We start from the raw sequence: 12,426 nt of genomic DNA on the forward strand, positions 1-12,426 counted from the left end.
GGCGCGGCGTTCCTCAGCAGCCGAGGAACTTCGCGGTGCGCTTCTCGCGGAACGCGGCCACGCCTTCCTTGTGGTCGTGCGTGCCCGTGAGGTGCGCCTGCGTGAGCTGCTCGGTCTGCAGGAAGGTCTCGAGGCTCGGCGAGTTGGCCGTGTCGAACAGGCGCTTGCCCAGGCCCAGCGCATACGTCGGGCCGCTCGCGTATTCGCGCGCCCAGTCGGCGGCGGCGGCATCGAGCTGGTCGTCGGGCACGACGCGCTGCACGAGGCCGATCGACTGCGCCTCGGCCGCTTCGAGCATGCGCGCGGAAAAGATCAGCTCCTTCGCACGCGCGACGCCGAGCGAACGCGCGAGGAAGTAGAGCGCGCCGCCATCCGGCGCGAGGCCGAGCTTCTTGAACACCATGCCGAACTTCGCGGTGGGCGAGGCGATGATGTGGTCGCACGCGAGCGCGAGACTGAAGCCGAGGCCGACGCAGTGGCCGCGCACGGCACAGATCACCGGCTTGTCGATGTAGTGGAGGTTCAGCATGAGCCGGTGGACCAGCTGCATGCGGTGCCGCGTTTCGGGCAGCGTCAGGTCGGACATGGCGCCGACGTCCGCGCCGGCGCAGAAGCCCGGGCCTTCGGCGCGCAACAGCACCACGCGCACGTCGCGGTCGGCGCCCGCGCGCTCGAAATACTCGGTCAGATCCACGCGCATCTGCACGGTCAGCGCGTTGCGCTTCTCCGGCCGCGCGAGCGTGATCGTGGCGATCGAGTCCTTGACTTCGTAACGGGTGTCCGTGTCCATGCGCTCTCCTTCGTGCCGTTCGGCTCCGAACCTATTGCAGTTCCTGCTTCACCGTGTTGACGCAGGCCTCGACGTCGAACCCGCGCGCAACCGCGACGCGGCGCGCCGAGGGCGAGCCCGCGGCCGTGACGCCGAGCGCCACCGAATAGGCGGCCGAGTCCGACGCCGCGATGTCGTAGATGTACTTGATGAGGCGCAGGCGGTCTTCGCCCGACACGCCCTCCTTGCCCACGTAGTATTTCTTCACGAGCGCGGAGGTCTCGGGGTTGGCGAGGTCGAGCCCCGAGGGCGCGGTGAGCACCGGGCCGCCCGCGAGTTCGCAGAGGAAGGTGAGGAAGCCCGGCCGCGCGCTCGTGACCGTGAGGCCCGCGAGATTGCAGGCGACCGCATCGGGCACGCACACGCCTTCGACGAACTGCACGCGCGACAGCGCCGTGTGGCGCAGCACGTCGAGCATCTGCACGGTCTGCACCATCTCCCCGATGCCGTTGCGGATGTTGCCCACGCCGTCGATGCCGTTGTAGCGCGCCATGAGTTGCGCGGCGCCGATCAGCTTCTTCGTCTCGCGCGGCTCGTTCACCAGGATGCCGGCGCGGTGGAAGGTCGAGAAGTAGCCGATCATCTCGCGCGTGTACTCGAACTCGCCGTCCATGAAGACGCGGTCGTTGGGCACGAACACCTTGTCGAAGATCACCGTGGCGTCGGGCGTCGAGTCGTTGAAATGCACCGGCCGGTCGAAGCGGTGGCGCTCGCCCCAGGGCGAACCGATGTAGTTGCAGATCATGGTGACGCCGGGCGCGTTGGCGGGAACCGCGCAGGCCACCGACCAGTCCTTGTCCGCCGGGCCCATCGCGTGCGTGGGCAGCACCAGCAGCTCGTTGCACACGGGCGCGCTGCTCACCGAGGTCTTGGCGCCGCTGATCACGATGCCGTCGGGCCGGCGCTCCACCACGCGTACCCACAGGTCGGGATCGACTTGCTGCGAAGGCGACTTGGAACGGTCGCCCTTGGCGTCCGTCATCGCGAAGGAGCCGTGCAGGTCTTGCCGCGCGAACCAGTCGGCGTATTTCTCGATGCGCGGCGTGTAGGCCGTGCCGAACTTCGCGTCCATCTTGCGCCCGAGGATCTTCAGCGCGGTGAGGCCGGCCGTCATCGCGCCGTGCGCGTCGCCTTCCATCGTCTCTTCCATCTCGACGAACTTCAGCAGGTCCTCGCGCGTCCTGCACGGCAGGGCCCAGCGGTGGACGCGCTCGCCGTCGGGCAGCAGGACCGTGCGCAGGTCGAGCCGCTCGGGGCTTTCCTTCGCGCCGAGCCCGAACTGCCTGGCGTTCTCGCGCGCGCGCAGCGAGATGTAGGGATGCGTCGTCACGTCCTTCACGCGCTCGCCCGCGTAGTAGACGACGCGGTCGTCCCGCAGGCTCGCGATGTATTCTTCGCCCGTCCTCAGTGCCATGGTCGTGTCTCCTGTTCTTTGCTCGGTCGTGCGCGGCGTTCGCTCAGAGTCCGAGCGACTGCTTCGCGATGATTCCGCGCTGGATTTCGGTGGTGCCGCCCGCGATGGTGTGGATGCGGTCGTTCATGTAGATGGGCATCATGAGCTCGCGCTCGCCGAGCGGCGGGCGCGTGGTGAACTCCTCGGCGACCGCCGCCGTCCAGCGCAACGCATCCGCCCCGATGATCTCCAGCGCCAGCGCATCGATGGCCTGGCGCGTGAGGCTCTGCCGCAGGATCATGATCGAGGGCAGCGCGCCGATGTCGCCGCCCGCGGCCACGCCGGACATCGCGGTGAGCTCCAGCATTTCGAGCGTATCGACGTCCACGGCGAGCTCGATCAGCTTGCGCCCGAGCACCGGATCGCTCTCGAAGCGGTTCTCGCCGTCGTGCTTCGCGATGCGCACCAGGCGGTCGAGCATGCCGCGCAATTCGTTCGCCGCGAAGGAGCCGCCGCGCTCGTGCTCCAGCAGGTATTTCGCGCAGGTCCAGCCGCGGCCCTCCTCGCCCACGAGGTTGACCACCGGCACCCGCACGTTCTCGAAGAAGACCTGGTTGATCTCGTGCTCGCCGCTGATCAGGTGGATGGGGCGCACCGTGATGCCGGGCGTGTCCATGCGGATCAGCAGGAAGGAGATGCCGTCCTGCTTGCGCGGCGTCGAATCGGTGCGCACCAGCGCGAAAATCCAGTCGGCGTACTGCGCATGCGAGGTCCAGATCTTGGAGCCGTCGACGACGTAGTCGTCGCCGTCGCGCACGGCGCGCGTGCGCAGCGAGCTCAGGTCGGAGCCGGCCTCGGGCTCCGAATAGCCCTGGCACCAGCGCACGTCGCCCGACAGGATGCCGGGCAGATGCTCGCGCTGCTGCGCGGGCGTGCCGAACTTCATGAGCACGGGCGCGAGCAGGTTCGCGCCGAGGCTGAACATCTGCGGCACGCCGGCACGGTTGCATTCGCGGTCGAAGATGTGCCGCTGCGCGAGCGACCAGCCCGTGCCGCCATGCTCGCGCGGCCACGCGGGCGCGGCCCAGCCGCGCGCATGCAGCACGCGCCGCCACGCACGCTCGACGTCCGGGTGCGCGATGGAAGTGCTCTTGGCGGCGGCATCGCGCTTCAGCTCGGGCGTGAGATGCTCGTCGAGGAAACGGCGCACCTCGGCCTGGAAGGCGAGCTCGTCGGCGGAGAGGGACAGGTCCATGCGAAATCAGTGCGAGCCGAGCAGGGCCCGGTCGGAAAAGCGCGAGTCGCCCATGATCGCACCGTATCGCGACAGGTGCTCGCCGGCGGCGCCGAAGCTCGATTCGAAGGCGGTCAGGCGGCGGAAATAGTTGCCGACGACGAGGTCCTGCGTCGCGCCGACCGCGCCGTGCAGCTGCACGGCGTTTCGGCCCACGAACTGCGCGCACGCGCTCACCTTCGCCTTCGCCGACGACACCGCGAGGGCACGCTCGCGCGGCGCGGCCCGCGCGCGCAGCAGGGCGAGCAGCGTGATCGCGCGCGACTCGTGGACGCAGACGGCCATGTCCGCCATGCGGTGCTGCAGCGCCTGGAATCGGCTGAGCGGCTGGCCGAACTGCGTGCGCGTCTTCAGGTACTCGGCCGTCATCGCAACGACCGCATCCATCGCGCCGACGGCGTCGGCGCACTGCATGGCCGTCGCGAAATCGATGGCTTCGTCGATGACCGCGACGGCGTCCGCGTCTCCGTTCGCGGCGTCGCCGCCAAGCCGATCGGCAGCCGACACCCGCACGCCTTCGAACGCGATGTCGGCCGCGCGCTGTTCGTGCGTCGTGGGCCAGGCAGTGAGCGTGACGCCCGGCGCGTCCCGCTTCACGAGAAAGAGCGACGTGGCGTCCGAAGCCTCGTCGCGCGCGGAGACGACCAGCCAGTCCGCCGAGGGCGCGCCGAGAACGGCCGTCTTGCGGCCGTCGAGGGTCCAGCCCCCGGCCGACCGGCGCGCGCGGGTCGCGAGCGTGCGCTTCGCAAAGGCATGCGGCCCCTCGTCGTGCGCGAACGCAAGAAGCATGTTCCCCGCGACCACGCCCGGCAGCAAAGCCCGCTGCTGCGATTCGGTGCCCATCGACTCGACGATCCGTCCGGCCAGGAGAACCGTCCCCGCGAACGGCTCCACCACGAGGTGGCGCCCCAGCGACTCCGCGACGATGCCCAGCGTGACCGCATCGACGCCCATGCCGTCGTTGGCTTCGCCGAACGCGGGCGCGAAGCAACCCATGTCGGCGAGTGCCTGCCACGCCTCGGGGCTGCGCCCATCGGCCGACGCGACGATGCGCTTGCGCTGCTCCGGCGAATACACGTTGCGAAGGAGCCGCTCCAGCGTCTCCCGCAGCAGCGCCTGCTCCGCCGAATACGTCAGGTCCATCGACTCAGCGCGGCGCCTTGATGCCGGTCACCAGCGGCGTCCACTGGCCCTTGTCCACCTTGGACAGGATGAACTCGTGGATGCCGAGGCGGTTGGCCTTGGTGATGTAGAACTCCGGTCCGTCGAAGGGATGCGGGAAACGGTTGGTCTCCAGCGCGGTCAGGAAGGAATCCGTCGTGAGGTTCGCGCCGGCCTTGGCCGCCGCCGCCGCCAGCACGTCGATCGCGTAGTAGCCGTAGATCGAACTCTGGCCCGGGTCCTCGCCGAACTTCGCCTTGTAGGCAGCGAACCAGTCGCGCATGCGCTTGTTCTTCGAATCCGCCGCCGGCGACAGCATGAAGTGCGCGCAGTACACGCCCTCCACCGCCTTCGGATCGAGGGCGATCATGTCCTTGTTGTAGGTCGCGTCGCCGCCCAGGAACTCGGGATTGAAGTCGAGCTTGCGCGACTCCTTGATGATGCCCACGGCCTCGCGCACCGGCGCGCCGATGACGACGAGCTGGCAGTTCGCGGCCTTCAGGCGCGCGGCCTGCGACGAGAAGTCCGTCGTGCCGCGCTTGAACGACGCACGCTCGGCCAGCGCCAGGTTCATCGCCTTGAGCCCGGCCTCGGTGCCGCGCACGTACTCCATGCCGAACTCGTCGTCCTGGTGGACGGCGCACACGCGCGTGTGCTTGCTCTGGCCCACGAGCTGGCGCACGCCGGCTTCCATCGCGTCGACGGTCGCCACCTGCAATGCAACCTTCAGGCGATCCGGCGGCTCGAACATCGAGCGCGCGCCGGTCGCGGGCATGAAGTTCACGACGTTGCGGTCGAACTTGATCTGCTGCGTCGCCACGTTGCCGGCCGTGCCGATGTGCTGCACGATGGCGAAGACCTTCTCGTTGTTCACGAGCTTCTGCGCGGCGAGCACCGAGCGCTTCGGGTCGTACGCATCGTCCTCGGCCAGCAGCTTGATCTTGCGGCCGTTGATGCCGCCCGCGGCATTGATCTCCTCGATGCGCATGCGCTGGCCGTTGAGCGACTGCTTGCCGGCCCAGGCGATGGGGCCGGAGAGGTCGAGGATCGTGCCGAGCACGATCTCGTCCCTGGAGATTCCCTGCGTGGCCTGCGCCGACGCACCGCATGCGGCGGCCATCACCGCCAACCCACCCAAAAGCCGCGCGGCGGCCTTTCGCATTCCAGTCGACATGATCGTTGTCCCCGTTATCGTTTCGATGAAATCAGACGCGGCAAACGGTACTGCCGACGCTCCCGCCCACCAACACTTCTTCCACGAAAGCCGCTTTCGCGGAATTCGAACGGCGCGAAAAGAGCCCGCTGCTAGCATCGGCGCGCTCGTCACGCAAGGCAACCGCACGGCAATCACAGGGCAATCGCACAGAGGGGAAACGACATCATGATGACCGGCCAACAATACCGCGCTTCGCTCGCCGACGGACGCAAGGTTTACTTCCGCGGCGAACGCATCGACGACGTCACGACGCACCCGACGTTCGCGCGGCAGGTCGACCTGGCCGCGCGCGGCTACGACCGGCTCTACAGCGCGGACGACAACGCCCGCAACGATTTCCTGTCGCCGCCCAAGACGGTCGACGCGCTGCGCCAGCGCGCGGACAGCAATTTCGACTTCCTCACCGCCATCAGCTGGACGACGGCGATGACGCTGCTGACCGCGGCCGACCGCATCGAGTCGCGCCGGCCGCAGGGCAGCAAGGCGATGCGGGCCTACGTGCAGGAGATGCAGCGGCGCGACCTGCGCGTGATGCAGTGCATCACCGATGCGAAGGGCGACCGCAGCCTGCCGCCCTCGAAGCAGCCCGACCCCGACTCCTACATGCGCGTGGTCGAGCGCCGCCCCGACGGCGTGGTGGTCCGCGGCGCGAAGCTGCACATCGCGCTCGCGCCCATCGCCCATGAAGTGCTGGTCGTTCCGACCAAGGCGATGAAGCCCGACGAAGGGGACTATTCCATCGCCTTCGCGATTCCCGTGAACGCACCGGGGCTGAAGATCGTGAACGTCGGCAGCGAGGCGCCCGGCGCCGACCCGCGCGACCATCCGCTCGCGGCGGAGAATTTCGCGTCGCACTCCTTCGTGATCTTCGACGACGTGTTCGTGCCGAACGATCGCATCTTCCTCGACGGCGAGACGGACTGCGCGGCGTCGTTCGCGCATGCGCTGGGCCTGTGGATCCGCATCGAGGGCCTGGTCGGCATGGTGGTGCAGGCGGACCTGCTGGTGGGCCTCGCGCAACTGATCACCGAGGCGAACGGCCTGGAGAAGACCAGCGCGATCAAGGAGAAGATCACCGACATGGTGATCCATGCGTCGACGCTGCGCGCGACGCTCGAAGCCTCGCTCGCGCACTGCAGGACGCTGCCCGACGGCACGCTGGCGCCCGACGAACTGTTCGCCAACGTCGGCAAGTACATCGGCGCGGCCGAGTGGAACGTGATGGTGCGGCACCTGCACGACATCGCGGGCGGCTCGGTGCAGACGGCGCCGTCGATGAAGGATCTCGACAACCCGGAGACCGGCCCCTTCATCCGCAAGTACATGAGCGGCAAGGACGGCGTGGACGGCGAATACCGCCTGAAGCTCTTCCACGCGATCCGCGACGCGACGATCTCGCCGACCGGGGTCTACCGCATGATGGCCAACCTGCTGGGCGGCGGCGGGCTCAACACGCAGCGCATCGTGACGTACTACAAGTACGACATGAAGGGCGCGAAGCAGCGCGCACTGGAAGCGGCGGGGCTGGCGAAGCCGGGCTGAAGCCCGGCCTCATCAGATCGTCGGCTGCGCGCCGCCGAAGCGCTCGGTCACGCGCTCGGCGGATTCGAGCAGGCGGTGGATGTACGAGCGCACGCCGACATCGCCCGTCGGCTTGGGGAATTCGAACAGCGTCAGCATCAGCGCCACCTGGCCCGAGCGATCGAACACGGGCGCGGAAATCAGCCGCACGCGCTTGAGCGCATCGGTCGACATCTCCGGCGGGTCGTAGTGCATGCGCAGCATCACCTCCCGCAGGTCGACGCCGGGCTTCACCGGCTCGTTGGCCATCAGGCGGTCGACGGTGGAGGCGAACTCGCGCTGCGCCTCGTTCAGCAGGCCGACGGAAAAGCCCCGCTCGCGGATCGCCCGCAGCGAAGCGAGCGTGGGCTCGCGCAGCTCGGGCGGGCCCGCCTCCAGCCACTTCTCCACCTCCGCCTTGGGCGCCCAGGCGAGAAAGGGGGCGCCGCTCGGCGGGATGAAAGGCAGGCGCAGGCCGACGAGCGTGGACACCACGCTGCGGCGCGACACGCCCGCGCTCGCGGCGATCACGATCTCGTCGCTCACGCGCGCCGTCGCGATGCAGCGCGCGGAGAGGTCGGCGCACAGGCGCTCCATCTCGGGCCGCGCGACGTCGGCGCGCCGCAACTGTTCGGTGATCGCGCCCAGCGGATCGGAAGCCCCCAGGGAGAGCGGCGAGAAGCGTCCGTAGCCGCCCTGGAAGAACAGCAGCGGCAGCTCGCCGGACTCGACTTCGAGCGCGCGCACCAGGCCGACCACGATGTCGTGGTCGCCGGCTTCGTGGACGGCCTGCAGTTCGCAGTCCATCCACGCCACCGCGCCGTCGAGGATGGGCGCGCCCGACGCGGCGGGCCGGTGCGAGATGCCATCGAACTTGTCGGGCGCGCGCGTCGCGAAGCGCCGGCACACCGACTCCTGCTGCGCGCTCAGGATGTTGACGCAGAAGCGGCCGGCCTCCCGGATGCGCGCCCAGGCGGTCGAGCCACGGTCGGGCAGGAAGGCCACGAGCGGCGGATCGAGCGAGACGGAAGTGAACGAGCCCACGGTGATGCCCACCGGTCCTCCGCTTCCCGGCGCCGCGGTGATGACGCACACGCCGGTCGGATACTGACCGAGCACCTGCCGGAACCGCTTGCGGTCCGTTACCTCTCGCAGATTCATTCTTCGCTCTTCCTTGCAAGGCGCATCCTAAGAGCGGATGCGCCCGCGATCAATCGGATTCGCGAAATGCGAACGCGGCATTCGGCTTCCACGCCTTGGAGCGGCGCGCCGACGGGGCTATCGTCGCCGGTTCAGCCAGAACGAGGAGCACGCAATGGGCAACATGATGAAGGGCAAGGTCGCGATCGTTACCGGCGCGGGCGGCGGCATCGGCCGCGAGATCGCGCTCGCCATGGCCGCCGAGGGCGCGAAGGTCGTGGTCAACGACATCGGCACCTCGACCACCGGCGAGGGCGCCGACAAGGGTCCCGCACAGAAGGTCGTCGACGAGATCGAGTCGCGCGGCGGGCAGGCTGTCGCGAGCACGGACAGCGTGGCGAACTGGGACGGCGCGAGCGGCATCGTCAAGACCGCCATCGAGAAATTCGGCCGCGTCGACGCCGTCGTCAACAACGCGGGCATCCTGCGCGACCGCATGTTCTTCAAGATGAACCCCGAGGAATGGCAGGCGGTGATCGACGTCCACCTCTCCGGCGCGTTCTACGTGAGCCGCGCGGCGGCGACCTACTTCCGCGAGCAGGAATCGGGCGCCTACGTCCACATGACCTCGAGCACCGGCCTCATCGGCAACGTGGGCCAGGCCAACTATGGCGCGGCCAAGGGCGGCATCGTGTCGCTGTCGAAGGTGATCGCGCTCGACATGGCGCGGCACAACGTGCGTTCCAACATCATCTGCCCCTTCGCGTGGAGCCGCATGACGGGCTCGATCCCGACGGACACGCCGGAGTCGAAGGCGCGCGTGGAAAAGACGAAGCTCATGCAGGCCGCGCAGATCGCGCCGATGGCGGTGTTCCTCTGCACCGACGCGGCGAAGGAGGTGAACGCGCAGGTGTTCGCCGTCCGCGCGAACGAGATCATGCTGATGAGCCAGCCGCGCCCGGTGCGCTCGGTGCATCACGCCGGCGGCTGGACGCCGCAGGCCATCGCGGATCACGCGCTGCCCGCGCTCAAGCCGGGGTTCTACGGCCTCGACGTGTCGGGCACCGTGTTCACCTGGGACCCGGTGATCTGATCGAGGCCCCGCCATGCCCTTCGACTACGACAAGATCAAAAACTGGACGTTCGCCGACATCGAGCACGCGTACACCGAGAAGGACGCGATCCTCTATGCGCTCGGCGTCGGCTACGCCTGCGATCCGCTCGACCGCGACGAGCTGCGCTTCGTCTACGAGGACGGCCTGCGCGTCGCGCCGACCTTCCCCACGGTGATCGCGCCGCTGGGCTTCTGGCTGCAAAGCCCGCAGGCCGGCGTCGACTGGGTGAAGGTGGTCGCGGCCGAACTCTCGGTGCGGATCCACCGCCCCATTCCGGTCGCCGGCACGGCCATCGGCCGCGCGCGCGTGACCGACGTCGTCGACAAGGGCCGCGACAAGGGCTCGCTCATCTACATGGAACGCAAGATCTCGGACAAGGCGAGCGGCGAACTGCTCGCGACCGTGGTGCAGGTCGCGTTCTGCCGCGGCGACGGCGGCCTCGCGAAGAGCGACCCCGCGCCGCCTGCGCCGCCGCCCGTGCCAGAAGGCGAACCCGGGTTCGTGTGCGACCTCCCGACGCTCGCGCAGGCCGCGCTCATCTATCGACTGTCCGGCGATCCCAATCCGGTTCATGCGGATCCGGACGTCGCGAAGAAGGCCGGCTTTCCGAAGCCGATCCTGCACGGCCTGTGTACCTACGGCGTCGCCGCGCACGCGGTGATGAAGAGCTTCTGCGGCTCGGACCCCACGAAGCTCACGGCGTTCTCCGCACGCTTCTCGGCGCCGGTCTTCCCCGGCGAAACCATCCGCACGGAGATGTGGCGCCAGGGGAACGCGGTGCAGTTCCGCTCACGCGCGATCGAGCGCGACGTGGTGGTCCTGAACAACGGCGCGGCTACGCTGGCCGGCTGAGCGCCGCGGCGCGCGCGTGGATCTCCCGCGCGCGGGCGCGCAGCTCGACCTTCTGCACCTTGCCCTGGACCGAGACGGGGAGTTCGTCCACGTACTCGATCCACTCCGGAATCTTCTGCTTCGCGAATCCGCGTTCGGTCATGAACGCTGCGATGTCGGCGAGCGCCAGGCGCCTGTCGCCGCGCGCGACGATGAAGGCGCAGGCGCATTCGCCCGTCTTCTCGCTGGGCATCGCCACCACGGCGACGTCGCGGATGTCCGGGTGCCCGGCCAGCGCTTCCTCGATCTCGAGCGGGCTGATGTTCTCGCCGTTGCGGATGATCAGATCCTTCTTGCGGCCGGTGATGACGAGGCATTCGCGCTCCATGCGGCCGAGGTCGCCGGTGCGGAAGAAGCCCTGCTCGTCGAGCGCGTTCGCGTTGTCGGCCGGGTCGATGTAGCCGATGCACATCTGCGGCCCGAGCGCGACGATCTCGCCTTCGCTGCCGAGCGGCAGGTCGACGCCGGTGACGGGGTCGACGATGCGCACCGCCGTGCGGCCGAGACGGCCGTCGGTGTTCGCGCCCAGCTCGACCTCGCCGCGATCGCGCGTGCCGGCGGTGACGCAGCCGAGCTCGGTGCTGCCGTAGACGCGGTGGACGACCGCGTTCGTGAACTGTTCGCTCGCGGAGAAGATCAGGCCGGGCGGCACCTGCGCGCCGCCGCAGATGTAGCGCCGGAACTTCGGAACGTTCGTGCCCTCCATCGCAGCCTGCTTCGCGAGGGCCGCGAGAAAGGGTGTCGCGCCATTCATGATGGTCACGCCCCGTTCGATCATCGCCTTCATCGCGGCCGCCGGCTCCCACACGTCGACGAGCACCGAATGCAGGCCGACGGTGATCGGCAGCAGGAAGGCCTGGCCGAAGCCGGTGATGTGCGTGATCGGCGACACGACGAGATTCACGTCCTCGGGTCCTTCCGAGAAATAGACGATGGAATCGTCGATGGACGCGAGCAGCGTGTTGTGGGTGTGCAGCACGCCCTTGGCGCGGCCCGAGGAGCCCGAGGTGTAGAGGACGAGCGCCGGATCGTCCGGCGACACGTCGGGCAAGGCCGCGCGTTCGGCCGAAGCGATGTCGCTCCATGCCGTGAATTCCTGCGCATCGCCGCGCAGGCACACGACCTCGAAATCGGTGCCGATTTCCTCGCGCACGCGCCGGATCATCGCGCGGTAATCGAAACCGCGAAAGATCGCCGGAATGAACACGAGCCGGCTGCGGCTGTTCGCGAGCATGTACTTCAGCTCCGCTTCGCGATAGATCGGCACGAGCGGATTGGCCACCAGGCCCGCGAGCGCCGCGGCGAGGCAGACCACGCAGCCCTCGTACCAGTTGGGCAGCTGGAACGACACCACGTCGCCCGGCTTCAGCCCGCGCGCGAGGAGCGCTGACGCGAGCCGCACGCCGTCGTCGTAGAAGGTCGCGAAGCTGTACTCGCGCCCGTCGACGAGGGCCGTGCGCCGGGGCGACTCCTCCGCTCGCCGCTTCGCGAGTTCGCCGAGCGTCAGGTCGGGCCAGCGGCCCTCGCGGCGCCAGCGCTCGGCACGGTCCCCGTGGAAATTGCTTGCGTAGCGCGTGGGTGTGTTCATCGCGGGTCGAACACTACAAAGGGCATGGTGCAGTGTCAATCGAGAGTCGCCCCTTCGCGCCGGCCGAACGCGCGATTCGCCAATGACGACTTGCGGGCCTATCGGCCCTGCCTAAGATCACCGCTACCGGAAAACGAGGAGCCGATTTCGTGAAAAGCATCCGCACGCCGCTTTGCGACCTGTTCGATATTCAAGTTCCCATCCTGCAGGCGGGCATGGGCGGCGTCGCGTACGGACGC

At 68.6% G+C, this 12,426-nt stretch carries 10 protein-coding genes; 3 read left to right on the plus strand and 7 right to left on the minus strand.

Annotated features, from left to right (window positions below; all coding sequences use genetic code 11):
* Positions 1 to 13: 13 nt before the first annotated feature.
* From AB7E83_RS01805 to AB7E83_RS01825, 5 genes are read right to left on the minus strand one after another with little or no spacing between them, the layout of a single operon-like run.
* Positions 14 to 790: an enoyl-CoA hydratase/isomerase family protein gene (locus tag AB7E83_RS01805; protein WP_428564677.1), complete on the minus strand. Its 777-nt coding sequence runs from the start codon at positions 788 to 790 to the stop codon at positions 14 to 16.
* Positions 791 to 821: 31 nt separating this feature from the next.
* Positions 822 to 2,243, minus strand: a complete 1,422-nt coding sequence (locus AB7E83_RS01810) for a 4-hydroxyphenylacetate 3-hydroxylase N-terminal domain-containing protein (protein ID WP_428564680.1) — start codon at positions 2,241 to 2,243, stop codon at positions 822 to 824.
* Positions 2,244 to 2,286: 43 nt separating this feature from the next.
* Complete coding sequence (locus tag AB7E83_RS01815) at positions 2,287 to 3,477, minus strand: acyl-CoA dehydrogenase family protein (protein ID WP_428564683.1); 1,191 nt, start codon at positions 3,475 to 3,477, stop codon at positions 2,287 to 2,289.
* A gap of 6 nt (positions 3,478 to 3,483) precedes the next feature.
* Positions 3,484 to 4,659 (minus strand): acyl-CoA dehydrogenase family protein, encoded by a 1,176-nt coding sequence (locus AB7E83_RS01820; RefSeq protein ID WP_428564686.1) that lies wholly within the window; start codon positions 4,657 to 4,659, stop codon positions 3,484 to 3,486.
* A 4-nt stretch (positions 4,660 to 4,663) separates the two neighbouring features.
* Positions 4,664 to 5,839 carry an ABC transporter substrate-binding protein gene (locus AB7E83_RS01825; protein ID WP_428564689.1) on the minus strand — a complete coding sequence of 392 codons (1,176 nt, stop codon included), beginning with the start codon at positions 5,837 to 5,839 and terminating at the stop codon, positions 4,664 to 4,666.
* A gap of 222 nt (positions 5,840 to 6,061) precedes the next feature.
* Between AB7E83_RS01825 and AB7E83_RS01830 the strand changes: the two genes are divergently transcribed.
* The gene (locus AB7E83_RS01830) at positions 6,062 to 7,435 is read left to right on the plus strand and encodes a 4-hydroxyphenylacetate 3-hydroxylase N-terminal domain-containing protein (RefSeq protein ID WP_428564692.1); all 1,374 of its coding nucleotides are present in this window, start codon (positions 6,062 to 6,064) and stop codon (positions 7,433 to 7,435) included.
* 12 nt (positions 7,436 to 7,447) lie between these two features.
* On the opposite strand, the gene AB7E83_RS01835 is transcribed toward AB7E83_RS01830, so the two are convergent.
* Positions 7,448 to 8,614, minus strand: coding sequence for a flavin reductase (locus AB7E83_RS01835; protein WP_428564695.1), 1,167 nt, complete (start codon positions 8,612 to 8,614; stop codon positions 7,448 to 7,450).
* A gap of 154 nt (positions 8,615 to 8,768) precedes the next feature.
* Here AB7E83_RS01835 and AB7E83_RS01840 point away from each other — a divergent pair, with 154 nt between their 5' ends.
* Together AB7E83_RS01840 and AB7E83_RS01845 are read left to right on the plus strand one after the other, a co-directional pair.
* Positions 8,769 to 9,686 (plus strand): SDR family NAD(P)-dependent oxidoreductase, encoded by a 918-nt coding sequence (locus AB7E83_RS01840; protein WP_428564698.1) that lies wholly within the window; start codon positions 8,769 to 8,771, stop codon positions 9,684 to 9,686.
* A 13-nt stretch (positions 9,687 to 9,699) separates the two neighbouring features.
* Entirely contained in the window at positions 9,700 to 10,560 is an 861-nt protein-coding gene (locus tag AB7E83_RS01845) for a MaoC/PaaZ C-terminal domain-containing protein (RefSeq protein WP_428564701.1), read from the plus strand.
* On the opposite strand, the gene AB7E83_RS01850 is transcribed toward AB7E83_RS01845, so the two are convergent.
* Complete coding sequence (locus AB7E83_RS01850; protein WP_428564704.1) at positions 10,544 to 12,187, minus strand: AMP-binding protein; 1,644 nt, start codon at positions 12,185 to 12,187, stop codon at positions 10,544 to 10,546. The two genes, AB7E83_RS01845 and AB7E83_RS01850, sit on opposite strands and share 17 nt — an antisense overlap.
* Between the last annotated feature and the right edge of the window lie 239 nt (positions 12,188 to 12,426).

This window comes from Ramlibacter sp., assembly GCF_050250995.1.
In the GTDB taxonomy this organism is placed as follows: Bacteria; Pseudomonadota; Gammaproteobacteria; order Burkholderiales; family Burkholderiaceae_C; genus Ramlibacter.

Excerpts from the sequence above, each read along its gene's own strand:
- AB7E83_RS01815 (WP_428564683.1), bottom strand. The coding sequence starts at position 3,477 with ATGGACCTGTCCCTCTCCGCCGACGAGCTCGCCTTCCAGGCCGAGGTG.
- AB7E83_RS01810 (WP_428564680.1), bottom strand. The coding sequence starts at position 2,243 with ATGGCACTGAGGACGGGCGAAGAATACATCGCGAGCCTGCGGGACGAC.
- AB7E83_RS01850 (WP_428564704.1), bottom strand. The coding sequence starts at position 12,187 with ATGAACACACCCACGCGCTACGCAAGCAATTTCCACGGGGACCGTGCC.
- AB7E83_RS01825 (WP_428564689.1), bottom strand. The coding sequence starts at position 5,839 with ATGCGAAAGGCCGCCGCGCGGCTTTTGGGTGGGTTGGCGGTGATGGCC.
- AB7E83_RS01840 (WP_428564698.1), top strand. The coding sequence starts at position 8,769 with ATGGGCAACATGATGAAGGGCAAGGTCGCGATCGTTACCGGCGCGGGC.
- AB7E83_RS01835 (WP_428564695.1), bottom strand. The coding sequence starts at position 8,614 with ATGAATCTGCGAGAGGTAACGGACCGCAAGCGGTTCCGGCAGGTGCTC.
- AB7E83_RS01830 (WP_428564692.1), top strand. The coding sequence starts at position 6,062 with ATGACCGGCCAACAATACCGCGCTTCGCTCGCCGACGGACGCAAGGTT.
- AB7E83_RS01845 (WP_428564701.1), top strand. The coding sequence starts at position 9,700 with ATGCCCTTCGACTACGACAAGATCAAAAACTGGACGTTCGCCGACATC.
- AB7E83_RS01805 (WP_428564677.1), bottom strand. The coding sequence starts at position 790 with ATGGACACGGACACCCGTTACGAAGTCAAGGACTCGATCGCCACGATC.
- AB7E83_RS01820 (WP_428564686.1), bottom strand. The coding sequence starts at position 4,659 with ATGGACCTGACGTATTCGGCGGAGCAGGCGCTGCTGCGGGAGACGCTG.